Annotated in this window: 21 protein-coding genes and 1 pseudogene; 11 read left to right on the top strand and 11 right to left on the bottom strand. The window is 67.5% G+C overall.

All coding sequences use genetic code 11. From position 1 onward, the window contains the following. Nucleotides 1–32: 32 nt before the first annotated feature. The gene (locus tag EV675_RS27305) at nt 33–1,613 is read right to left on the bottom strand and encodes a 3,4-dehydroadipyl-CoA semialdehyde dehydrogenase (protein ID WP_130361769.1); all 1,581 of its coding nucleotides are present in this window, start codon (nt 1,611–1,613) and stop codon (nt 33–35) included. Next, a complete protein-coding gene (locus tag EV675_RS27310; protein ID WP_130361770.1) occupies nt 1,610–2,074 on the bottom strand; it encodes a 4-hydroxylaminobenzoate lyase in 465 nt (154 codons plus the stop codon). The genes EV675_RS27305 and EV675_RS27310 overlap by 4 nt, the downstream gene beginning before the upstream one ends. Before the next feature lie 171 nt (nt 2,075–2,245). On the opposite strand from EV675_RS27310, the gene EV675_RS27315 reads away from it, so the two are divergent. From EV675_RS27315 to EV675_RS27345, 7 genes are all read left to right on the top strand, one after another. Beyond that, nucleotides 2,246–3,175, top strand: coding sequence for a helix-turn-helix transcriptional regulator (locus EV675_RS27315; RefSeq protein ID WP_130361771.1), 930 nt, complete (start codon nt 2,246–2,248; stop codon nt 3,173–3,175). Between the two features lie 309 nt (nt 3,176–3,484). Further along, entirely contained in the window at nt 3,485–5,164 is a 1,680-nt protein-coding gene (gene boxC, locus EV675_RS27320) for a 2,3-epoxybenzoyl-CoA dihydrolase (protein ID WP_130361772.1), read from the top strand. A 33-nt stretch (nt 5,165–5,197) separates the two neighbouring features. Beyond that, the gene (gene boxB / locus EV675_RS27325; RefSeq protein ID WP_130361773.1) at nt 5,198–6,625 is read left to right on the top strand and encodes a benzoyl-CoA 2,3-epoxidase subunit BoxB; all 1,428 of its coding nucleotides are present in this window, start codon (nt 5,198–5,200) and stop codon (nt 6,623–6,625) included. A 13-nt stretch (nt 6,626–6,638) separates the two neighbouring features. Further along, nucleotides 6,639–7,913: a benzoyl-CoA 2,3-epoxidase subunit BoxA gene (boxA, locus tag EV675_RS27330; protein ID WP_130361774.1), complete on the top strand. Its 1,275-nt coding sequence runs from the start codon at nt 6,639–6,641 to the stop codon at nt 7,911–7,913. An 8-nt stretch (nt 7,914–7,921) separates the two neighbouring features. Beyond that, nucleotides 7,922–8,707 carry an enoyl-CoA hydratase-related protein gene (locus EV675_RS27335; protein WP_130361775.1) on the top strand — a complete coding sequence of 262 codons (786 nt, stop codon included), beginning with the start codon at nt 7,922–7,924 and terminating at the stop codon, nt 8,705–8,707. A gap of 20 nt (nt 8,708–8,727) precedes the next feature. After that, a complete protein-coding gene (locus EV675_RS27340; protein WP_130361776.1) occupies nt 8,728–9,528 on the top strand; it encodes an enoyl-CoA hydratase/isomerase family protein in 801 nt (266 codons plus the stop codon). A gap of 43 nt (nt 9,529–9,571) precedes the next feature. Then, the gene (locus EV675_RS27345) at nt 9,572–10,024 is read left to right on the top strand and encodes a MaoC family dehydratase (RefSeq protein ID WP_130361777.1); all 453 of its coding nucleotides are present in this window, start codon (nt 9,572–9,574) and stop codon (nt 10,022–10,024) included. A 20-nt stretch (nt 10,025–10,044) separates the two neighbouring features. On the opposite strand, the gene EV675_RS27350 is transcribed toward EV675_RS27345, so the two are convergent. The 3 genes and pseudogenes from EV675_RS27350 to EV675_RS27360 form a co-directional block, all read right to left on the bottom strand. Beyond that, nucleotides 10,045–10,323, bottom strand: a complete 279-nt coding sequence (locus tag EV675_RS27350; protein WP_130361778.1) for a DUF6587 family protein — start codon at nt 10,321–10,323, stop codon at nt 10,045–10,047. Between the two features lie 16 nt (nt 10,324–10,339). Then, nucleotides 10,340–12,187, bottom strand: a complete 1,848-nt coding sequence (gene feoB / locus EV675_RS27355; RefSeq protein ID WP_130361779.1) for a ferrous iron transport protein B — start codon at nt 12,185–12,187, stop codon at nt 10,340–10,342. A 21-nt stretch (nt 12,188–12,208) separates the two neighbouring features. Then, nucleotides 12,209–12,436: pseudogene (locus tag EV675_RS27360) on the bottom strand (FeoA family protein); the annotation flags it as partial. A 186-nt stretch (nt 12,437–12,622) separates the two neighbouring features. On the opposite strand from EV675_RS27360, the gene EV675_RS27365 reads away from it, so the two are divergent. Further along, nucleotides 12,623–12,841, top strand: a complete 219-nt coding sequence (locus tag EV675_RS27365; protein ID WP_130361780.1) for a hypothetical protein — start codon at nt 12,623–12,625, stop codon at nt 12,839–12,841. Between the two features lie 19 nt (nt 12,842–12,860). Here EV675_RS27365 and EV675_RS27370 read toward each other — a convergent pair whose 3' ends face one another. From EV675_RS27370 to EV675_RS27390, 5 genes are all read right to left on the bottom strand, one after another. Then, nucleotides 12,861–13,748, bottom strand: a complete 888-nt coding sequence (locus tag EV675_RS27370; protein WP_242621612.1) for a UDP-2,3-diacylglucosamine diphosphatase — start codon at nt 13,746–13,748, stop codon at nt 12,861–12,863. 77 nt (nt 13,749–13,825) lie between these two features. Continuing rightward, a complete protein-coding gene (locus tag EV675_RS30140; protein WP_130361782.1) occupies nt 13,826–14,749 on the bottom strand; it encodes an esterase/lipase family protein in 924 nt (307 codons plus the stop codon). Then, entirely contained in the window at nt 14,746–15,507 is a 762-nt protein-coding gene (locus EV675_RS27380; RefSeq protein ID WP_130361970.1) for a tetratricopeptide repeat protein, read from the bottom strand. The genes EV675_RS30140 and EV675_RS27380 overlap by 4 nt, the downstream gene beginning before the upstream one ends. A 305-nt stretch (nt 15,508–15,812) precedes the next feature. Next, nucleotides 15,813–18,065, bottom strand: coding sequence for a TonB-dependent receptor (locus tag EV675_RS27385; RefSeq protein WP_165404795.1), 2,253 nt, complete (start codon nt 18,063–18,065; stop codon nt 15,813–15,815). 236 nt (nt 18,066–18,301) lie between these two features. Continuing rightward, nucleotides 18,302–18,739, bottom strand: coding sequence for an RDD family protein (locus tag EV675_RS27390; protein ID WP_130361783.1), 438 nt, complete (start codon nt 18,737–18,739; stop codon nt 18,302–18,304). 458 nt (nt 18,740–19,197) lie between these two features. Between EV675_RS27390 and EV675_RS27395 the strand changes: the two genes are divergently transcribed. The 3 genes from EV675_RS27395 (at nt 19,198) to ilvC (ending at nt 22,622) form a co-directional block, all read left to right on the top strand. Next, entirely contained in the window at nt 19,198–20,919 is a 1,722-nt protein-coding gene (locus EV675_RS27395) for an acetolactate synthase 3 catalytic subunit (protein WP_130361784.1), read from the top strand. A gap of 9 nt (nt 20,920–20,928) precedes the next feature. After that, complete coding sequence (gene ilvN, locus EV675_RS27400) at nt 20,929–21,420, top strand: acetolactate synthase small subunit (RefSeq protein ID WP_087841377.1); 492 nt, start codon at nt 20,929–20,931, stop codon at nt 21,418–21,420. Nucleotides 21,421–21,605: 185 nt separating this feature from the next. After that, nucleotides 21,606–22,622, top strand: coding sequence for a ketol-acid reductoisomerase (gene ilvC / locus EV675_RS27405; protein ID WP_130361785.1), 1,017 nt, complete (start codon nt 21,606–21,608; stop codon nt 22,620–22,622). A 139-nt stretch (nt 22,623–22,761) separates the two neighbouring features. Here ilvC and EV675_RS27410 read toward each other — a convergent pair whose 3' ends face one another. After that, nucleotides 22,762–23,670: a LysR family transcriptional regulator gene (locus EV675_RS27410; protein WP_242621613.1), complete on the bottom strand. Its 909-nt coding sequence runs from the start codon at nt 23,668–23,670 to the stop codon at nt 22,762–22,764. Nucleotides 23,671–23,679: the final 9 nt, after the last annotated feature.

Below are 23,679 nucleotides of genomic sequence, written 5' to 3' on the forward strand. Positions count from 1 at the left end.
CTGGTCGGGCCTGGCGCCGGCGGTGTCCTGTGTCAATGTCCCGGGGCGCTCCGCTGCGGCGCGGCGCCGTCCAGGCTATCCGTCACGGCGCCGGCGGCCTGGATGGCCGCACGGCGATGGTAGAAGCCCAGCGCCCGCAGGCCGCCCAGTTCCTCGCCCCCGCCGGCCCTGCCCGGGCCGCCGTGCAGCGACATGGGCATGACGTTGCCGTGGCCCGTATGGACGGCGGCGGTTTCGGGCGTGACGACGTGCAGGCGTCCGTGGCTGTCGGCCAGCGCCAGGGCGGCATCGGCGGCCAGCGCGGCGTCGGCGGTGTAGAGCGAGGCCACCAGCGATCCCTGTCCCAGGCGTATCTGGTCCAGCGCGTCGGGCAGGCCTTCATAGGGCAGCAGCGTGGCCACCGGACCGAATACCTCGGTGTCGTGCACGATGCAGGCGGCCTCGCGGCGGGCGGCACCCAGCAGCGTGGGGCCGATACAGGCCGCCACGGACGGATCGGCATCCACCAGCGGGACCGCCGAGCCGTCGTGCAGCACGTCGGCGTGGCGGCGCAGGGCAGCGGTGCCGGCCTGCACGCTTTCCCATTGCTGGCGGCTGGCCAGCGCGCCCATGCGGACCGTTTCGTTGCGCGGATTGCCCACGGTGATGCGGGACAGCTTCGCGGCGATGGCCTCGCCGGCCGCCGCGTAGCAGGACGCGGGCACGAATATGCGCCGGATGGCCGTGCATTTCTGCCCCGACTTGACCGTCATTTCGCGCACCACTTCGCGCACCAGCAGGTCGAAGGCTTCGGAGCCGGGCTGCGCATCGGGCAGTAGCAGGGCGCTGTTGAGGCTGTCGGCCTCGATATTGACGCGCACCGAGCGGCGCACGACGGCGTCGTGCGAGCGGATGGCCGCGGCGGTATCGGCCGAGCCGGTGAACGACACCACGTCGAAGGGCCGCAGGGGCGACAACAATCCTTGCGCGCTGCCGCAGACGACGGACAGGGCGCCTGCCGGCAGGATGCCCGCGGCGATCACGTCGGCGACCATCGCCAGCGTCAGCCACGCGGTGGCGGTGGCCGGCTTGGCCACCACCGGGACGCCCGAGAGCAGCGCGGGGGCGGCTTTTTCCCACAATCCCCAGGCGGGGAAATTGAAGGCGTTGATGAACAGGGCAAGGCCGCGCGTCGGTACCTGCACGTGGCGGCTGAGGAATGCGCCGTCCTTGGCCAGGGGGACGGTTTCGCCGTCCGGCAGCCAGCGCGCGGCGCCCAGCGACGCGCCCCAGCGGGCGTACTGGCCCAGCGTGAAGATGGCGCCGTCGATGTCGACCGCGGAGTCCTGCTTCGTGGTGCCGGAGTTGGCCAGCGCGATGTCGAAATAGCGGTCGCGGTTGGCCTTGAGCACGTCCACGATCGCCGACAGCAGGCCGGCGCGCTGCGCGTAGGTCAGCGCGCGCAGCGCCGGGCCGCCTTCGTCGCGGGCATAGGCATAGCCAGCCTCCAGGTCCAGCCCCGCGTTCGATACGCGGACCAGCTCCGTGCCCAGCACGGGATCGAGGAGCGGCGTGCCGGGGCCGCCGCCGGTTTGCCAGCGGCCCGCCAGATGGTTGGGGAGCAGTTCGGTCATGGTTTGGTGAACTCGATGGCGCCGTCGGGCAGCAGGTACAGGACCAGCGCGCGGCCGCCCGCGACGGTGGGGCGATGGGCGCTTCGGGGCGGGTAGACCTTCCAGCCCGCCGGCGTGCCGTCGAAGCGGGCGCCGGCCGTCCGGGGCATGACCATGTCGATTTCGCCGTTGGGATGGACGTGGTGCGGGCCGGCCAGGTCGGTCATGTCGACCACGTCCACCGAGAAGCCGGCGGAGTCGGGGCCGGGCTTGACCACGCGTCCGTAGCGCACGCCGCCGGCTTCGCGGTTGCACAGCCAGCCCTCGTCCACGCCGGCTTCACAGGCGCGGGTCATGTCGCGGAACCAGTCCGAATCCGGGCCGTGGCGGCGGTTGAGGTAGTCCTCGAGCGCGGCGTCCACGGGGCGTCCGGCTATGGACTGCGTTATCGTCTTTACCAGGGATTCAAATGAATCGCGCATGAACTCGTCTCCTCAGGCATACTGGGCTTCATGTCGCCACACGCTTGATCATGAAGTATCGTGCATGTCTGTGTGTCGAGACAATACGCGGCCTGCTTGGGTCGTGTCAAAAAGAATCTGCATCCTGCGGGTAAATCCCAGGGGTGCGCACCATCTTGCGGGTGAGGTCCGATGAAAGAAGAGGCGGTTTCCGAAGCGGGGCAGGCCGCGGCCAACGACGCGCCGGCCAAGGAACCTTTTCTGGTGACGCTGGGGGAACGAATACGGACGTTGCGGGCCCGCCGGGGCTTGACCCGCAAGGCCACGGCCTCGGCCGCCGGAATTTCGGAGCGGCATCTTGCCAACCTGGAGCTGGGGACGGGCAATGCCTCCATCCTGATCCTGCTGCAGGTTTCCCAGGCGCTGCAGTGCTCGCTGGCCGAGATCCTGGGCGACGTCACCACCACCAGTCCGGAATGGCTGCTGATCCGCGAGCTGCTCGAAGGGCGGTCCGAGGCCGATCTGCATCGCGCCCGCAATACGTTGACGGAAATGTTCGGCTCGCGCGAGAACAATCATTCCCGCCTGTCCCGCATCGCCCTGGTCGGGCTGCGGGGGGCGGGCAAGTCCACGCTGGGCCGGATGCTGGCCGATGACCTGGGCTATACCTTCATCGAACTGAGTCGGGAAATCGAAAAGGTGGCCGGCTGCAGCATCGTCGAGATCCATTCCCTGTACGGCGCCAACGCTTACCGCCGCTACGAGCGGCGGGCGCTGGAGGAAACGGTGCAGATCCATCCCGAGGTCGTCATCGCCACGCCGGGCGGCCTGGTGTCGGACGTCTCGACCTTCAACCTGCTGTTGTCGCATTGCTATACGGTCTGGCTGCAGGCCGACCCCGAAGATCACATGCGCCGGGTCGTGGCCCAGGGCGACTTCCGCCCCATGTCGGGCAGCCGCGAGGCCATGGACGATCTCAAGCGCATCCTGGCTGGCCGGGCCGCGTTCTATGCCAAGGCCGACGCCCGCTACAACACCAGCGGGCATTCGCTGGAAGAGGCGTTCGCCGGCCTGCGTTCGCTGGTGCGCAACGCGGCCGGGATGGTGGACTGGAGTATGTAGGAGGGCCCCCCTACGCGCTGACGCGCGCCCGGCGTGGTGAGCCCCCAGCCGCTACGCGGCAGCCCCCCGAGGGGGCCGGGGCCCGCCTTGGGGCGGCCCGGCGCCGGGCCCCGTAGGGGCGAAACCGGCGGACCGGCGGAGCCGGATCCGCGGTTTCCTGGGGCCGGGGGCTGGATTTTGGGAGGTTTGGGTTCTGATTCGTCAGGGTTGATCCTAGTTGGCGGAGGCTTGACGCGCTTGGGTGCATGAACTATCTTTCATTCAACTGCTAGTTGATGCACTAAGATGCATAAACGTCGAGGAGATGTCATGAGCAATGTCGTTCAGGCCGATCAGGCTCCCGGAAAGGTGGACTACCGTACGGATCCGTCCCGATACCGGCATTGGAAGCTGAGTTTCGAGGGGCCGGTGGCGACGCTGGGTCTGGATATCGCCGAGGATGGCGGGCTGCGGCCGGGGTATCGGCTCAAGCTCAATTCCTATGACCTGGGCGTGGACATCGAACTGCACGATGCCCTGAACCGCATCCGCTTCGAGCATCCCGAAGTGCGCACGGTGGTGGTCACCAGCCTGAAGGACCGGATCTTCTGTTCCGGCGCCAACATCTTCATGCTGGGGCTGTCGACCCATGCCTGGAAGGTGAATTTCTGCAAGTTCACCAACGAGACCCGCAACGGCATCGAGGACTCCAGCCGCCATTCCGGGCTGAAGTTCCTGGCCGCCATCAATGGCGCCTGCGCCGGCGGCGGCTATGAACTGGCGCTGGCCTGCGACGATCTGGTGCTGATCGACGACAAGTCCTCGTCGGTGTCGCTGCCCGAGGTGCCGCTGCTGGGTGTGCTGCCCGGCACTGGCGGCCTGACCCGCGTTACCGACAAGCGCCACGTGCGCCATGATCTGGCGGACATTTTCTGCACGACCAGCGAAGGCGTGCGCGGCCAGCGCGCGGTGGACTGGCGGCTGGTCGACTGTGCGCCCAAGCCCTCGCAGTTCGCCCAAGTGGTGCAGGAGCGCGCGCAGCGCCTGGCCGAGGCGAGCGACCGGCCGGCCGGCGCCCAGGGCGTGGCCCTGGTCCGCGTCGAGCGCGCCGAAGAGGCCGACGCGCTGCGCTACCGCTACGTGGACGTGCGGATCGATCGCGCCAACCGCAGCGCCGTGTTCACCGTGAAGGCGCCGGATACCGCGCAGCCCGAGGACGTGGACGGCATCGTGGCGGCCGGCACGGCATGGTGGCCGATGGCGATGGCGCGCGAACTGGATGACGCCATCCTGCATATGCGCACCAACGAACTGGACATCGGCACCTGGCTGCTCAAGACCCAGGGCGATGCCGCCGGGGTGCTGGCCTGCGATGCCACCCTGCGGCGCCACGCCGGCCACTGGTTCGTGCGCGAGGTCACGGGCCTTCTGCGCCGCACGCTGGCGCGGCTGGACGTCTCGTCGCGTTCGCTGTTCGCGCTGATCGAGCCGGACTCGTGCTTTGCCGGCACGCTGGCCGAACTGGCCTTCGCCGCCGACCGCGCCTACATGCTGGCGCTGCCCGACGAGCCCGGACGCGCGCCGAAGCTGACGCTGTCGGAACTGAATTTCGGTACTTACCCGATGGTCAACGGCCAGTCGCGCCTGGCCCGCCGGTTCTACGAAGAGGCCGAACCGCTCGCCGCCGCGCGTGCCCGGATCGGCCAGGCGCTGGACGCGGACGCCGCCCATGCCCTGGGCCTGGTGACCGCGGCGCCGGACGACATCGACTGGGCCGACGAGATCCGCATCGCCATCGAAGAGCGCGCCGCCATGTCGCCGGACGCGCTGACCGGGCTGGAGGCCAACCTGCGCTTCGCCAGCCAGGAAACCATGGAAACCCGGATCTTCGGCCGCCTGAGCGCATGGCAGAACTGGATCTTCAACCGGCCGAACGCGGTGGGGGAAAAGGGTGCCCTGAAGGTGTACGGCAAGGGCGAGAAAGCGGCCTTCGATCTGAACCGAGTGTAACCATCCCGCAGTCCGGACCAACGGAGTCGAGACATGTCCAGCATCAACTACAGCGAGAAGATTCCCAACAACGTCAATCTGTCGGAGGACCGCACGCTGCAGCGCGCGCTGGAGCAATGGCAGCCGAACTTCCTGAGCTGGTGGGGCGACGTGGGGCCGGAAGGAAGCACGAACTACGACGTCTACCTGCGCACCGCCATCAGCGTCGATCCGCAGGGGTGGGCCCAGTTCGGCCACGTGAAGATGCCGGACTACCGCTGGGGCATCTTCCTGAACCCGGCCGAGAAGGAGCGCAAGATCCACTTCGGCGACCACATGGGCGAGGCCGCGTGGCAGGACGTGCCGGGCGAGCATCGCGCCAACCTGCGCCGCATCATCGTCACGCAGGGCGACACCGAGCCGGCCTCGGTCGAGCAGCAGCGTCACCTGGGCCTGACCGCGCCGTCCATGTACGACCTGCGCAACCTGTTCCAGGTCAACGTCGAGGAAGGCCGCCACCTGTGGGCCATGGTCTACCTGCTGCACCGCTACTTCGGCCGCGACGGCCGCGAGGAGGCCGAGGCGCTGCTGGACCGCCGCTCGGGCGACCAGGACAATCCCCGCATCCTGGGCGCCTTCAACGAGCGCACCCCGGACTGGCTGTCCTTCTTCATGTTCACGTATTTCACCGACCGCGACGGCAAGTTCCAGCTCAGCGCGCTGGCCGAGTCGGGCTTCGATCCGCTGGCCCGCACGACCAAGTTCATGCTGACCGAGGAAGCGCACCACATGTTCGTGGGCGAGTCGGGCGTCTCGCGCGTGATCCAGCGCACCTGCGAGGTCATGAACCAGCTCAAGACCGATGACCCCGCCCGCATCCGCGCGGCCGGCGTGATCGACTTCGGCACCATCCAGCGCTACCTGAATTTCCACTACAGCGTGACGATCGACCTGTTCGGCGCCGACGAGTCGTCCAACGCCGCGGCCTTCTACAGTTCCGGCCTGAAGGGGCGCTACGAGGAAGGCAAGCGCACCGACGACCACAAGCTGCGCAACGAGAACTACAAGGTGCTGGAAGTGCGCGACGGCAAGCTGGTCGAGAAGGACGTTCCCATGCTGAACGGCTTGAACGAAGTCCTGCGCGACGACTACATCAAGGACTCGATGGCGGGCGTGGGACGCTGGAACAAGGTGATCGAGAAGGCCGGCCTGCCCGTGCGGCTGACCGTGCCGCACAAGGCCTTCAACCGCCAGATCGGTTCGCTGTCGGGTGTGCGCATCTCGCCCGAGGGGCAGGTCGTGTCGCAGGCCGAATGGGACGCCAGGAAGGACCAGTGGCTGGCCACGCCGGAAGATCGCGCCTTCGTCGCCTCGCTGATGGGGCGCGTGGTCGAGCCCGGCAAGTTCGCCAACTGGATCGCGCCTCCGGTCATGGGCATCAATCGCCAGCCGGTGGATTTCGAGTACATCCGGTTCAACTGAGCAAGCCCTCATCATGGATACGCCAGTCCAGACGGTCGTCATCAAGCAGCACCTGATCGACCCGGAAATCTGCATACGCTGCAACACCTGCGAAGCGACGTGCCCCGTCGACGCCATCACGCACGACGACAACAACTACGTCGTGCGGGCCGACGTGTGCAACGGTTGCATGGCCTGTGTGCCGCCTTGCCCCACGGGGGCGATCGACAACTGGCGTTCCGTTCCCAAATCCGCCGCCTACAGCATCGAGGACCAGTTCACCTGGGATGAGCTTCCCGGGGAACTGACCCCCGACCAGTTGGCGGCGGCGGGCGCCGAAGCGGTCGAGGAAGAGGCCGTCCAGGACGCGGCGCCGCAGCCGGCCGCCTCCGGCGCCGACGAGGCGGCGTTCAATTCGGGCGCCTATGGCGCCACCACGCCGCCGTGGTCGGCCGCCCATGCCTATACCAACCTGTATGGCCCGCGCAATCCGATCGCGGCTACCGTGGTCGGCAACGTGCGCGTCAACGAGCCGGGCACGCAGAACGAGACCCATCACATCGTGCTGGATTTCGGCTCGCTGCCATTTCCGGTGCTGGAAGGCCAGTCCATCGGCATCGTGCCGCCCGGGGCCGATGCCCAGGGCAAGGCCCACCATGCGCGCCAGTACTCCATCGCCAGCCCCCGCAACGGCGAGCGGCCCGGCTACAACAACGTCTCGTTGACGGTCAAGCGCGTGACGGCGGACCACCAGGGCAATCCGGTGCAGGGCCTCTGTTCGAACTATGTGTGCGACCTGAAGGTCGGAGACAAGGTCCAGGTCATCGGGCCCTTCGGCGCCTCGTTCCTGATGCCCAATCATCCGCGCTCGCACATCGTCATGATCTGTACCGGAACGGGCAGCGCGCCCATGCGGGCGATGACCGAATGGCGGCGCCGGCTGCGCGGCAAGGGGCGGTTCGAAAGCGGCAAGCTGATGCTGTTCTTCGGCGCCCGCACCAAGGAAGAGCTGCCTTACTTCGGTCCCCTGATGAGCCTTCCCAAGGACTTCATCGACATCAATCTGGCGTTCTCGCGCGCGCCGGGCGCGCCCAAGCGCTATGTCCAGGACCTGATGCGCGAGCGCGCCGCCGACCTGGCCGGGTTGTTGCAGGATGCCAATACGCACTTCTATGTCTGCGGGCTCAAGAGCATGGAAGAGGGCGTGGTCATCGCCTTGCGCGACGTGGCCTTGCAGGCCGGACTGAACTGGGAGGCCATCTCGGGCTCGCTCAAGCGCGAAGGCCGCCTGCACCTGGAAACCTATTGATGGCCGCTATGGAAACATTGCGTATAACCAGAACCGAATCGGGCGTGGTCGACGTGCGCATGGCGCGGCCCGAGGTCTTCAACGCCTTCGACGAACGGATGATCGAAGAACTGGCCACGGTCTTCGCCGAGTTGGGCCGGGACGAGGCCGCGCGGGTGATCGTGCTTTCGGGGGAGGGCAAGGCCTTCAGCGCGGGCGCGGACCTGCAATGGATGCAGCGCGCCAGCCAGGCCAGCGTGGAATGGAACCTGGAGGACGCGCGGCGTTTCGCCGCCATGCTCGATGCCATCGCGTCCTGTCCCAAACCGACGATCGCCCGCGTCCACGGCGTGGCGCTGGGCGGCGGGGTGGGGCTGGCCTGCGCGTGCGACATGGCCGTGGCCAGCAGCGATGCCCGGTTCGCCGCCAGCGAGGCCCGCTTCGGCATCCTGCCCGCCGTCATCAGTCCCTATCTGGTCAATGCCGTGGGCAAGCGCCATGCGCTGCGCCTGGCGCTGACCGCCTCGCGCATCGATGCGCAGGCGGCGCTGCAGATGGGTATGGTGCAGCAGGTGGTCGACGTCGCCGACCTGGATGCCGCGGTCGAGGCGATCGCGGCCGAATTGCTGGCCAACGGTCCGCAGGCGCTGGCCGAGATCAAGGCCCTGTTCGGGCTGCTGGAAGCCGGCCCCGTCACTGCCGAAGTGCGCGAGTTGACCGCCCGCACGATCAGCCGTGTGCGCGGCACCGACGAGGCGCGCGAGGGCTTCGCCGCCTTTCTGGCCAAGCGGCCCGCGGCCTGGATCCGTCAATAGTCCTGCGCAGGAGAGCCGCGATGACTCGTTCCCTACCGGTGGATACCCGGGATTTCCGCGTCGACCTCGGCGACGATGGCGTGGCCGAACTCGTGCTGGGTCCGGCGGGCGGCATGCCGGCGCTGGGCGCCGACGGCCATGCCGAACTCGCCGTCATCTGGCCGCGCCTGGCGCGCGAACCGGGCGTGCGCTGTGTCCTGGTGCGCAGCGAGGGCAAGGGCTTCTGCGCCGGCGGCCACATGGACCTGGTGCAGGGCATGCTGGAGCGCGAGGGCGACCGGCTGCGCGTCATGCGCGAAGCGCGCGACATCGTCCAGGGCATGATCGACTGCGACCTGCCGGTGGTGTCCGCCATCAATGGCGCGGCGGTGGGGGCGGGCGCGGTGCTGGCCCTGCTGGCCGACGTGTCGGTCGCGGCCAGGAAGGCCAAGCTGATCGATGGCCATACCAAGCTGGGCGTGGCCGCGGGCGACCATGCGGCCATCGTCTGGCCGCTGCTTTGCGGCATGGCCAAGGCCAAGTACCATCTGCTGACCTGCGCGCCCCTGGACGGCGAGGCGGCCGAGCGCATCGGGCTGGTCAGCCTGTGCGTGGACGATGCCGAACTGCTGCCCACGGCGCGGGGCATCGCCGGGCAGCTCGCGGCGGGCAGCCCGACCGCGCTGGCCTGGACCAAGCGCAGCCTGAACCACTGGCTGCGCGCCGCCTGGCCGGCCTTCGAGCATTCCCTGGCGATGGAGATCATGGGGTTCGCGGGGGCCGATGCGCGCGAAGGGTTGGCGGCCTTGGCCGAGAAGCGTCCGCCGCGTTTCGGCGCATGAGCGGCGGCTGGAGCAGGGCGTCAACAACAAGGAGAACGACGCAATGAGGTTTGCCGATTTCCACCCGGGCATGATCATCGAGGCCGGCCCCCGGCGGATCGAAGAAGCGGAGATGCTGGCCTTCGCGCGCAGCTACGATCCGCAGTGGTTCCACGTGGACGGCAAGGCCGCGGGCCAGGGGCGGTTCGGCGCGCTGATCGCCAGTGGATGGCAGACCTGCGGCATCGCGATGGAACTGGCCGTCAGGGCGGTGCTGCACGACTCCGAGTCGTTCGCGTCGCCAGGCGTGGAGCAGGTGCGCTGGCCCCATCCGGTCATGTCGGGAGACGAATTGCGTTTGCGCGCCGAGGTGCTGGAGGTACGGACCTCGCGTAGCCGGCCCGAGCTGGGCGTGCTGCGCTGGCGCTGGCACCTGCTGAACCAGGACGGGAAAGAGGTCCTGGAATTGACGGCCACGAGCCTGTTCGACCTGACGCCCGAGGCCGCGCGGAGCTGACGGCCAGCCCCGTTGCCGTTCTATTTTCTTGCGTGGACCTGGACGGTCTTGGTTTCGCCGGGACCGCAGGTTCCGCACGTCCCGCAGCCGCTGCCGCATCCCGCGTCGGGCGCGGCGGCGCCCAGTTTCCTGCCCAGCGTTCGCAGCCAGGCGGCCTGGCCCGGGCGATCCATGCGGCGCGCCAGCCAGGATTGCATGCGCATGCGGGTCTTGGGCGCGAACCGGCCGAAGGCCCGGATGGCGCAGGCGGCCACGATCAGGGCCACCAGGGTGAACTCGAACAGGGAATAGGCGCTCATGCAAGCCTCCCGGGTGTCAGGTCAGCATCCTCGTCACCTGGTAGGTGATGAAGGATGCGATGTAAGCCAGCCCGAACAGGTAGCCCGCGGTCAGCGCGACCACCTTCCAGGAATTCGTTTCGCGCCGGATCACGGCCAGCGTCGACAGGCACTGCGGCGCGAAGATGAACCAGGCCAGCAGCGAGAACGCGGTCGCCAGCGGCCATTGGGCGGCGATCAGCGGCGTCAGCATGGTCGAGGCCGCCTCGTCGTCGGCGGCCGACAGCGCGTACACCGTGGCCAGCGCGCCCACTGCGACTTCGCGCGCGGCCAGGCCGGGGATCAGCGCGATGGAGATCTGCCAGTTGAAGCCGATGGGGGCGAACACGGTCTGCAGGGCTTCCCCGATGCGGCCGGCGAAGCTGTACTCGATGGCCGGCCCGGTGGCCCCCTCGGGCGGGCCGGGGAAGCTGGACAGGAACCAGATCAGCACGGTCAGCGCCATGATGATGCCGCCCACGCGCGCCAGGAAGATGCGTGCCCGCTCGACCAGGCCGGTGGCCACGTCGCGCAGGTTGGGGATGCGGTAGGAGGGCAGTTCCAGCAGCAGCGAATGTTCGGTCGTATCCCGGCGCAGCAGCTTCATGACCCAGGATACCGCCAGCGCGCTGACGATCCCGGCCACGTACAGCGCGAACAGCGTGACGCCCTGCAGGTTGAAGATGCCCAGCACCGTCCGGCTGGGAATGAAGGCGCCGATCAGCAGCGTGTAGACGGGCAGGCGCGCCGAGCAGGTCATCAGCGGCGCGACCAGGATGGTGGCCAGCCGGTCGCGCGGATCCTGGATGGTACGCGTGGCCATGATGCCGGGAATCGCGCAGGCGAAGCTCGACAGCAGCGGGATGAACGAGCGCCCGGTCAGGCCGGCGCCCACCATCATGCGGTCCAGCAGGAAGGCGGCGCGCGGCAGGTAGCCCGATTCTTCCAGCAGCAGGATGAAGAAGAACAGGAACAGGATCTGCGGCAGGAACACCAGCACGCTGCCGGCGCCGGCGATGATGCCGTCGACCAGCAGGCTGTTGAGCATGCCTTCGGGCAGCGTTGCGCCCACCCAGGCGCCCAGGGACGAGACCGAGGTCTCGATCAGGTCCATGAGCGGCTCGGCCCACGAGAACACGGCCTGGAACATCAGGAACATGACGACGGCCAGCGTGACGAGTCCCAGCACGGGGTGCAGGACCCAGCGGTCGATGGCGTCGTCGATGGCGGCGGTGCGCCGCGGCATGGACACGGCCTCGCGCAGCAGCCCGTTGACCGCCTGGTGCAGGTCGGCATCGGCCGGCAGCGCCGGCGGCGCGGCGGGCATGTCGCCGTCGATGCGCGCCAGGAGCTGCGCCGCGCCGTCGCGCTTGATCGCGACGGTTTCCACGATGGGAATGCCCAGCGCCTGCTGGAGCTTGTCGCGATCGATCCGGATGCCGCGCCTGGCGGCGGCGTCCACCATGTTGAGCGCCAGGACCATGGGCAGCCCCAGCCGCTGCAGTTCCAGCACGAAGTGCAGGTGCAGGCGCAGGTTGGTCGCGTCCACCACGGCCACCAGCAGGTCCGGCCGGCGTTCGCCGGCGAAGTTGCCCATGCAGACGTCGCGGGTGATGGCTTCGTCCGGGCTCGTGGCGTGCAGGCTGTAGGCGCCGGGAAGGTCCAGCACGCTGACCTGCAGGCCCGAGGGCGTGACCAGCCGGCCCTCCTTGCGCTCGACGGTGACGCCGGCATAGTTGGCCACCTTCTGGCGGCTGCCCGTCAGCAGGTTGAACAGGGCGGTCTTTCCGCAGTTCGGGTTGCCCACCAGGGCAACGCGCAGATTGGACAAGGTAGTGGTGGACATCGGGATTCAGGTAGCGAGCGGTTCGACCAGGACCCGCGCGGCTTCGGAGCGGCGCAGGGCGAAGCGGGTGAAACCGATCTGTATCAGCAGGGGGTCGGCTCCGATGGGGCCGCGCGCCACGATGCGCACGTGTTCGCCCGCCACGAATCCGAGGTCGCGCAGGCGGACGGCGATGGGGTCCGCCGGGGCGGCGTCTTCGACGGCGTTGACGGCGGCGTCATGGCCGTAAGGTAGCTCGGAGAGGCGGATAGCCATGGGCTCGTTCGGTAGAAGAAAATGAAAACGATTACTAATTATAAAAGTTTTGCACCGATGCGGGGCGAATAGCCGCCATATCGACAAGGGCAGTGCCAGAGGTAAGGAATTGCTAGCCGCTCCACCGTGGGGGCCGGGCATCGGTTATCTTGATGCCGTCACATCACCGAAGGGGGAGATATGAAGGCATCCGTCATCGTCGGCCTGCTGCTGATCGTGCTGGGCGCGGTCGCGCTGGGATACAAGAGTTTTTCGTATACGTCCGAGGAAACGCTGCTCAAGGTCGGGCCGGTCGAAGCCACGGCCGATACGCGCAAGACCGTTCCCATTCCCACCTGGGCCGGCGTGGCCGCCATCGTGGTCGGCGCCGCGGTGATCGTGCTGGGACGCCGGCGCTGATCCTCCCGCCCCGGGCGGATCAGACGTCGGCCGTTTCGGTCCGCGAGCTTTCGCGGGCCGGCTGGGGGGCCGGCCGGGGCGCCAGCGCCGAGGGCAGGGCGGGCAGTTCCAGCGGCCGGCGCCGCTTGGACTTGACCGCCGCCGGTTCGCCCGCGTCGGTCAGGTGGGTCCAGTACACCAGTTGCAACTGCCCATGCTCGTCCTCGACCAGGGCCGACAGGCTTTCCACCCAGTCCCCGTCATTGCAATACAACACCCCATCCACGTGCCGGATTTCCGGCTTGTGGATGTGGCCGCACACGACGCCGTCGTAACCCTGGCGCCTGGCCTCGTTGACCAGCACTTCCTCGAAGTTGGTGATGAAGGACACCGCGTTCTTCACCTTGTGCTTCAGGTACTGCGACAGCGACCAGTAATGCAGCCCCATGCGGCGGCGTATCCGGTTGAAGTGCAGGTTCAGCCAGAGCGCGAAGGTGTACAGCGTATCGCCCAGGTGGGCCAGCCACTTGCTGTGCTGGATCACGCCGTCGAACTGGTCGCCGTGGGTGACCCACAGGCGCTTGCCGTCGGCCGTGACGTGGACCGCGTCTTCCTGGACCTGGATGTCGCCGAAGGCGTAGCCGATGAACTGGCGGGCGAACTCATCGTGGTTGCCCGGAATGAAGACGACGCGCGTGCCCTTGCGCGCCTTGCGCAACACCTTCTGCACCACGTCGTTGTGGGCCTGGGGCCAGGTCCAGCTCTTGCGTAGTTGCCAGCCGTCGATGATGTCGCCGACGAGGTAAAGGGTCTCGGCCTCGTTGTGCTTGAGGAAGTCCAGCAGGTGGCTGGCGTTGCAGCCAGAGGTTCCCAGATGCAGATCCGAGATCCAGATGGTGCGCCATTGAGTGGGGAGCGATGTCGTCACGCTGGCCGGGAGGATGTTTCCATGGAATGAATGGAAACATGGCGCGATGACGTGTTTGTGACGGTGCCGGACCGTTGTCAGGCCGCGTCGCTTTCCACCGCTTCCGGGGCGTGCAGGGCCGCCAGGCGTTCTTCGATGAAGGCCCGCACGCCGGCGTCGTGCGCCAGGGCCATGTGCCCCACGCGGGCGACCACGAGGCTGGCCGCGGCGCCCGGCAGCAGGGCGCGATCGACGGGGCAGACGATGTTGTCGTGGTGCGAGGCGATGCAGATGCACCGGCTGGCCACGGCCGGGGTCTCGGCGGTCTGCAAGTCGCACAGCCAGGGGCTGTCGGGCAGCATCTGGGCCGCGCATTCCCCACGGCCGAAGCGCGCGTGCCAGGTGCCCCGGTGCGGCGTGCCCAGCGTGATGACGTGGCCGATGGGCGCCCCGGGCGCCATGCGCAGCGCGGCCCGCGTCGCCAGGCCGCCCATGCTGTGGGCGATCACGGTCACGCGCGGGTGGCCCGTGCGCAGCGCCAGGGCGGCGGCCTCGGCGGCCACCTGCGCGCCGAACCCGTCTATGTCGGCCCGAGGGGGCTCCAGATCCAGCGCGGCGACGATCCAGCCCCGCGCGGCCAGCCAGGTGTCGAAGTCGCGCCAGATGCCACGGTTGCAGCCGTAGCCGTGCACCAGCAGCACGGCGCCCCGCGCGCGGGCCGGCATGCGTATGGGCCAGCGGTGCCGCCACGGGATGTCGAGGTACATGTTGCGCAGGGAAAGGTAGATTTCCTTGGGCATGGCGGCCAGCCAGCCGGGCGGGCCGGCGGGGCCGCCGCGGTCGGTCAGCAGCCTGGCCAGCGCGAAGCCCAGGGCGACGACCGCCGCGTGGATGACGACGGCCAGCAAGAGCGCTGCCAGCAATGCGCCGGGCCAGGGCAGCCAGGCCGACAGGGCCCAGGAGGTCAGCGCCACCAGGAGCGCCACGCCGAGCGTGAACCCGCGCATGGCCCAAGCCATCATGCGGCGGGACCTCGCGTGGCGGGGGGTGCGGCCAGTTCGGCGGCCTTGGCGCGCACGCGCGCATCGGCTGCCTGTTCCAGGAAGGCCCGGGCCTTGGCCAGGAAGGCCGGGGTGGCGGTCTCGGGCAGGCGGTCGAGCCAGGGCAGCGCGGCATCGACGTCGCCGCGCTCGATCAAGAGGCGCGCATAGTTGAACTGCCCGCGGAAGTCGCCGCCCTGGGCCGCGCGGCGGTAGTGTTCGAAGGCCTGCTGTTTGTCGACCGGGACTTCCCAGCCGTCCTCATGGAAGCCGCCGATGATGTTGATCGATTTCGCATGGCCCAGGGCCGCGGCCTTTTCGAACCAGGCCAGCGCCTGCGGCCGGTCGGCGGCGACGCCTTCGCCCAGGGCCAGGGCGGTGGCGTAGTTGTACATGCCCCAGTCCAGCCCCTGTTGCGCGGCCAGCCGGTACCAGTAGGTCGCCAGCACGAGGTTGGCCGGCACGCCCCAGCCGTGGTGGTGGCATTGGCCGAGCATGTTCATGGCCATGGCGTGGTTGGCGTCGGCGGCGCGCTTGAACCAGTACACGGCCTGTTCCCGGTCGACGGGCAGGCCCTGGCCGTCCAGCAGCATCTGTCCGAACACTGCCTGGGCCTCGACGACGCCCCCCTCGGCCGCGGCCCGTACCCACGCCGCGGCGCGCTCGCGCGGGCCGCGCAGGATCTCGGCCAGGTCGTCGGCGGTGGCGGCGTTCAATTGCTGTCGGGAGATGGGCTCCATGGTTTTTAGGGTGTTGATGGGACTCATGGAATTGTGCATCAAGAACTTGGGTTCTAAACACGGCCGCGTCCCGGGGGCACGGCCTGCGGCATCGCGAAGCGTGGCCCGCATGGAGCGGGGTAGGGCGGAAAAGAAAAGAGGCGCCTTGCTTACGCAAGGCACCTCCCACAGGCCAACCAGGACACGCAGAATCGCCGCCCCCCGCCAGTCCGGTAGTCCCCCAGGGCACAGCGGATCCGGCTTTGCCGGTCCGCCAGTGCCGCCCCCTTGAGGGGGCGCGCGAAGCGCGTAGGGGGGGCTTCCCTTCAATACTTCAGATTGAGGTTCAGGATCGCGGCGCGGCCGGCGCCGACCGACGCGTAGTGCGTCGAGTAGGTCGTGGTGAAGTAGCGCTTGTCGGTCAGGTTCATCAGGTTCAACTGCAGGCTGACGTTGCGGTTGATCCGATAGGCCGCCATCGCGTCGAAGCGGGTGTAGCCGGGGATGTAACGGCGCACCGCCGCGTTCGAACCGTACTGCTTGCTGGAGATGAACACGCCGCCGCCGATCGAGAAGTCGCTGTTGATGGCATACGTGGTCCACAGCGTGGCCGTGTGCTTGGGCGTGTTGGGGAACGCCTGGCCGCTGGCGGCCGCGGTGTCACGGCCCAGGTCGCGGACTTCGCTGTCCAGGAACGTGTAGCCGCCGAACACTTGCCAGGCCTTGGTGATGCTGCCCGAGGCGCCGACTTCGAAGCCGTTGATGCGGCGGTTGCCGGCCATGGCGTAGGTGCCGTCGGGCTGGGTTACGCGGGCGTTCGTGGTGTCGATACGGAAGATCGCCCCGGACAGCGCCAGGCGGTTGTCCAGCACGTTCCACTTGGTGCCGACTTCCAGCGAACGGTTCTTTTCCGGAGCCATGTCCTTGGCGTTGACGCCCACGCCGCCACGCCCCGGGACGATGCCCTGGGATTCCGAGCCCTGGCCCAGGGTGGAGTTCGCAGGCGTCGACGACGTGCCGTACGACACGTAGACGCTGCCGTTCCTGGCCGGCTTGTAGATCAGGCCGAGCTGGTAGTTGAACAGCGTGTCGCTGCGGCCCACGTCGGCGGTCGGGCTGACCAGGCCGGTCTTGTAGTTGTCCACGCGCGCGCCGAGGTTGGTCAGCCACTTCTCGCTCAGCTTGATGGTGTCGAAGCCGTAGACCGAGAAGGTGGTGGCCTTGAAGTGGTTGTTGCGCTCGCCTTCGACCGTCGAGCCGTTCCACGGATCGTTGGGATTGGGGTTGTAGAGGTCGGTGCAGTTGTAGCCGGACGGCGCGCCGACGCCTGCCGCGCAAGTCGTGGCGCCGGTGCCGCCGGGCAGCGTGCGTGCCACGGTGTACGAACCGGTATCCGATTTCTCGCGCGAGATCTCGATGCCGGTGTTGAAGCTGTGCTCGTAGCCGCCCAGGTTGGCCTTGCCGAACAGTTCGGTCTGGTTGGCGATGGTGTGCACGCCTCCGGTGCGGGATTTCGCGTTGCGCCAGACGCGGCCGTCGTTCACGTTGCCCTGGCTGTCATCGGGGTTGGTCCACACATAGCGCTGGTCCACGGACGTGTAGCGCAGCGTATTGCGCACCGTGAGGTTGCTGCTGATGTCGTGCTCGACGCGGGCGGTGGCGACGTCCGAGCGGGTCTTGTAGAAGTCGCTTTTCAGGCCGTAGAAATTGTCCATGTTGACGGTGACGGGGCGGATCGCCGTCACGCCGGCCGGAACCTTGTTGCCGTACATGAACGGGATGCCGGAGTCCGGCGTATCGTCGGTCTGGATGTGCGAATAGCTGAGGGTGACGCGGGTGGGCGTATTCAGGCCCCAGGTGAACGAGGGGGCGATACCCCAGCGGGACACGTCCACGCCGTTGCGGCCCGCCACGTCGGCATCGTGCGCCATCGCGTTCAGGCGGAAGGCCATGTTGTCGCCCAGCAGCCAGTTGCCGTCGACCGTGGCGCGCTTGTAGTTGTCCGTGCCCAGGCCCAGCGTCGCATTGGTGAACTTCTCGGCCTTGGGCGTCTTGGTGATCAGGTTGATGCTGCCGCCCGCGCCGCCGCGGCCGCCGTAGGCGCCGTCCGGGCCCTTGATGACTTCGATCTGTTCGAGGTTGAAGACTTCACGCGTCACGGCGCCGATATCGCGCATGCCGTCGACGTACGTGCTCGATTGCGCGTCGTAGCCACGGATGAAAGGCCGGTCGCCCAGCGGGTTGCCGCCTTCGCCGGCCCCGAACGATATGCCGGGTGTCAGGCGCAGCGCTTCGGTCAGGGTGGTGGACGCCGTGTTCTCGATGATTTCCTGGGGGATGACGGTGACGCTCTTGGGCGTGTCCAGCAGCGGCGCGGTGAATTTCTGCGAGGCCGATTGGTCGGCCTTGTACGCCGATTCGGCTTCGCCGCGCACCGTGATGGGCGCGAGCTGGCCGCTGGTGCGGGGCGCGTCGGCCGAGGTGGTGTTCTGCGTCTGGGCCTGGACGGCCGGCACGAACGTGAGCGCGCTGATGGCGGCCGCCAAGGTATTGAATCTGAACTGGTTCGTAGGTGTCACCGTGAAATCCCCCAAAGCTGGGCGCGAGGCCCGTAATGAATGCGGGGCGGGGTGCCTGGCCCCCACCCTCGATGAAATGAGATGAAACTCTAACGAAGAATGATTCGCATTCTTCGATGACCAGGGAAGATAGGCGTCGTCGGCTTACAGAAAGCTGAACATCGACTGGCCGGCAGGGGATTTCGGGAAAAATGCAACATCAGGCGCCGGATTTGCGGCGCCTGGTGAGGGATGGGTCAACGGGTGGAGACGAGGCGGGTGCCGACGATGCGGTCGTGCGGGAACTGGCGGTCGCGGTCGAAGAAGGTCCAGACGAAACCCAGCCCGGTCAGCGTGAAGGGCCAGGCAAGGACGTAGCGCAGCACGGCCTTCCAGACCGGCGGGCGGCCGCCGTCGGCGTCGATCAGGCGGATGTGCCAGGTCTTCATCGGCAGGGTCTGTCCGCCCAGCCGCCAGCAGAGCACGAAATAGACGCCGATGACGCAGAACAGCCACGCCTGGCGCTCGTGCCGCAGCATGAGCGCGTGCCGGCTCTGGGTCAGGGTGTCGAACAGGTAGTCGGCCACGAACACCACCCCGAACAGCAGGATGGCTTCGTACATCATGCAGGCGAACCGGCGCCAGCGGCCCGGCGCGGCCTGGGGGGCGGGGGAGGCGGAAGGGGTGTCGTTCATGGGGCGCTACGATAACCCGAGCGCGGCCGGCTTCGCCCGCCCGCGGCGGCGACCCGGGGGAAAGTCCCAGTCGCTGCGGTGAGCCTTGACCGCACCGCAACATTCCTGATAGCCTAGCGGGCTCGCCGAAAGCGTTACAAAAGCCAACGGCAGAGAGCTTCATCTGGCGCCAGGCACCCCTGCGCGCCATGCAGTGCAGTCAACCAAGCCTGGCCCGCGCCAAAAGCGTCGTGGCGGCCTTTGCTTCAGGGCGAAGGCAGTCCGGTCCCGGCCTTCCGTTTCAACCTTCAGTGCTCGTTCCGGTGAACGTGCGCGAGGTCGGCAAGGTGGGCGAGTGGAACGGTTCCGTGAACCGTGAAGCGTCGCCGCATGTTGCCGGTGCCCGCGCAGGTTTGGTTTCCCTGCCGATGGCAGTACCGCCCGGGGCGTCAGCGCGAACTTGAATGGACGAAAATCCAATGGAACTCACAGGCGCAGAGATCGTCGTGCGCGCCCTGGCCGACGAAGGGGTCGAACATGTGTTCGGCTATCCGGGCGGCTCGGTCTTGTACATCTACGACGAGATCTTCAAGCAAGACAGATTCAAGCACATCCTGGTGCGTCACGAGCAGGCAGCCGTGCACGCCGCGGACGCGTATTCGCGCGTCTCCAACCGCGTCGGCGTGGCGCTGGTCACCAGCGGTCCCGGCGTGACCAACGCGGTCACCGGCATCGCCACTGCCTACATGGACTCGATTCCCATGGTGGTGCTGACCGGCCAGGTGCCCACCTCGGCCATCGGCCAGGATGCCTTCCAGGAAGCCGACACGGTCGGCATCACCCGGCCGTGCGTCAAGCACAACTTCCTGGTCAAGGACGTCAAGGACCTCGCGGACGTCATCCGCAAGGCCTTCTACATCGCCCGCACCGGCCGTCCCGGCCCCGTGCTGGTCGACATTCCCAAGGACATCACGATCGCTCGCGGGAAATACACCCCGCCCACGGGCGAGATCAAGATGCGTTCCTACTCGCCCGTCGTGAAGGGACACCAGGGCCAGATCAAGAAGGCGGTCCAGCTGCTGCTGCAGGCCGAGCGCCCCATGATCTACACCGGCGGCGGCGTGATCCTGTCCGACGCCGCGCCCGAGCTGACCAAGCTCGTGCAGATGCTGGACATGCCCTGCACCAACACGCTGATGGGCCTGGGCGCGTTCCCGGCGGACGACCGCCGCTTCGTGGGCATGCCCGGCATGCACGGCACCTACGAAGCCAACATGGCGATGCAGCACTGCGACGTGCTGGTGGCCATCGGCGCCCGCTTCGACGACCGCGTCATCGGCAATCCCAAGCATTTCGCGCAGAACGCCCGCAAGATCGTCCACATCGACATCGATCCGTCTTCGATCTCCAAGCGCGTGAAGGTCGACGTGCCCATCGTTGGCGACGTCAAGGACGTGCTGCTGGACTTCCTGGCGCAGGTCGAGGCCTCGCTCAAGGAAACCAGGCGCAATCCCGAGCAGATCGCCGGATGGTGGAAGCAGATCGGCGCCTGGCGCGAGCGCGAGTGCCTGAAGTACAAGTCCTCCAGCGAAGTCATCAAGCCGCAGTTCGTGATCGAGAAGCTGTGCGAGATCACCCGCGGCGAAGCCTTCGTGACCTCGGACGTGGGCCAGCACCAGATGTGGGCCGCGCAGTACTACCGCTTCAACAAGCCGCGCCGCTGGGTCAATTCCGGTGGCCTGGGCACGATGGGCGTGGGCCTGCCGTACGCCATGGGCGTGCAGATGCTGCATCCGGATGCCGACATCGCCGTCATCACCGGCGAAGGCTCGATCCAGATGAACATCCAGGAGCTGTCGACCTGCCAGCAGTACCATCTCAGCCCCAAGATCCTGTGCCTGAACAACCGGTACCTGGGCATGGTGCGCCAGTGGCAGCAGATCGACTACGGTTCGCGCTATGCCGAGTCGTACATGGACTCGCTGCCTGACTTCGTCAAGCTGGTCGAGGCCTACGGCCACGTCGGCATGCGCATCGAAAGCCCGCGCGACGTCGAGGGCGCGCTGCGCGAAGCCTTCACCACGCACAAGAAACGCCTGGTGTTCCTGGACATCATCACGGACCGCACGGAAAACGTGTGGCCCATGGTGAAGGCCGGCAAGGGCCTGACCGAGATGCTGCTCGGTTCCGAAGACCTTTAAGGAGCGCACATGAGACATGCCATATCCGTGCTCCTGGAGAACGAAGCCGGCGCACTTTCCCGGGTGGTCGGACTTTTCTCGGCCCGCGGCTACAACATCGAGACCCTGACCGTCGCCCCCACCGAGGATGCCACGCTTTCGCGCATGACCATCGTCACCTCGGGCTCCGACGACGTCATCGAGCAGATCACCAAGCACCTGAACCGCCTGGTCGAGGTGGTCAAGGTGGTGGACCTGACCGAGGCGCCGCACATCGAACGCGAACTGATGCTGATCAAGGTTCGCGCGGTGGGCAAGGAACGCGAGGAAATGAAGCGGATGGTCGATATTTTCCGCGGCCATATCGTCGACGTGACCGACAAGAGCTACACCGTCGAATTGACCGGCGACAAGGGAAAGCTGGACGCCTTCATCGAGGCGCTGGATCGTGCCAGCATTCTTGAAACGGTGCGCACCGGCAGCTGCGGCGTGGGCCGTGGCGAGCGGGTATTGAAGATTTAACCCCCTGATTTGTAGTCCCCCCCTACGCGCTGACGCGCGCCCCCCAGGGGGCGGCACTGGCGGACCGGCAGAGCCGGATCCGCTGTGCCCTTGGTCTCTCGGGGGCACCCGAGGGGCTGAGGTGGGGGTGGTAAGTGTTTTGATTGAATTTGAACTGATTCTGAATTGAATCTTGGAGAGCATCCATGAAGGTTTTCTACGATAAAGATTGTGATCTGTCGCTGATCAAGGGCAAGACCGTCGCCATCATCGGCTACGGTTCGCAAGGCCATGCCCATGCCCAGAACCTGAACGACTCCGGCGTCAAGGTCGTGGTCGGCCTGCGCAAGGGCGGCGCTTCGTGGGACAAGGCTGCCAATGCCGGCCTGACGGTCAAGGAAGTGAACGACGCGGTGAAGGACGCCGACGTCGTCATGATCCTGCTGCCCGACGAGAACATCGCCAAGGTCTACGCCGAGAACGTCGGCCCCAACATGAAGAAGGGCGCCGTGCTGGCCTTCGCCCACGGCTTCAACGTCCACTACGGCGCCGTCGTGCCCCGTGAAGACATCGACGTCATCATGGTCGCTCCCAAGGCCCCCGGCCATACCGTGCGCGGCACGTACACCCAGGGCGGCGGCGTGCCCCACCTGGTGGCCGTGCACCAGGACAAGTCCGGCGCCGCCCGCGACATCGCCCTGTCGTATGCCATGGCCAACGGCGGCGGCCGTGCCGGCATCATCGAGACCAACTTCCGCGAAGAAACCGAAACCGACCTGTTCGGCGAGCAAGCCGTGCTGTGCGGCGGTACCGTCGAATTGATCAAGGCCGGCTTCGAGACGCTGGTGGAAGCCGGCTACGCGCCCGAGATGGCCTACTTCGAGTGCCTGCACGAGCTCAAGCTGATCGTCGACCTGATCTACGAAGGCGGCATCGCGAACATGAACTACTCGATCTCGAACAACGCGGAATACGGCGAATACGTCACCGGTCCGCGCATCGTGAACGAGGACACCAAGAACGCCATGCGCGCCGTCCTGAAGGACATCCAGACCGGCGAATATGCCAAGAGCTTCCTGCTGGAGAACATGGCCGGCGCCCCGACGCTGAAGTCGCGCCGTCGCTTGAACGCCGAGCACGACATCGAGGTGGTTGGCGGCAAGCTGCGCGACATGATGCCCTGGATCCGCAAGAACAAGCTGGTCGATCAGAGCAAGAACTAGAACCCCCCCTACGCGCTGACGCGCGCCCCCCAGGGGGCGGCACTGGTGGACCGGCGGAGCCGGATCCACTGTGCCCTGGGTTTGGAGCCTCCACGGATGTTCGTGGGGGCTTTTTCTTTTGGGGCGTTCAGTTTGCCGGTCAGGGGAGCAGTTGGCCGCCTTTGTCGGTGGCTAGTTCGCGCATCAGGTCGACCAGCAGGTCGTGCATGTGGCGGGCGGCGGGGGAGAGGCTTTGGCCGGGGCGGGTGACCAGGCCGACGGTGCGGGCGATGACCGGGCGGTGCAGGCGGACGAAGGCCAGTTTGTGGCGGCGTGCCGGGCGGGCAAGGGTGGGGAGGATGGTGATGCCCAGGCCCGAGCGGACGCTGGCGATGAGCGAGGTCCGGTTGGTGACGGTCATGTCGGGCGCGGCTACCCAGGGCGGGATGTCGGGGTGGCGCAGGGCTTCGAAGGTGGCGTTGGCGATCAGGCGTTCGCCCTGGAGTTCGTTCCAGTCCACGGGCTTGCGCCGTCCGGCCAGGCGATGCGAAGGCGGGCAGATGATGCCGAATTCATCGCGCGCGATGGGCAGGAAATCCAGCCGGGGTTCGTCGGCCAGGAGGCCGGCGATGCCGATGTCGACTTCGCCACTCAGGACCAGTTGGCGCACGGCCTGCGAGGGCATGTCGATGGCGCGCAGCCGGACCTGGGGGAACTGGCGGGTATAGCGGTCCAGGATGTCGGGCAGCCATTCGTCCGCCAGCGAGGGCATGACCGCCAGCGACACCGAGCCGTGGCGCGCCTGAGCCAGTTCGTTGGCTTCCAGCCGGACGCGGTCGTGTATCGCCAGCAGTTCGCGGAACAGGGGCAGCAGGCTCCAGCCGAGCGGCGTGGGGCGGGCCCGCTTGCCCGGTTCGAACAGGGGAGCGCCCACCTGGCGCTGGAGATCGTCCATGGCGGCGGAGACAGCGGCCTGGGAGCGGAAGGTGGCCTGGGCCGCCGCCAGGAAACTGCCGCTGTCGATCGCGGCCACGAACTGCCGCAGGTGCTGGATTTTGAAGGGGTCCACGCCGGGTCC

This window comes from Pigmentiphaga kullae, assembly GCF_004216695.1.
Classification (GTDB): Bacteria; Pseudomonadota; Gammaproteobacteria; order Burkholderiales; family Burkholderiaceae_B; genus Pigmentiphaga; species Pigmentiphaga kullae.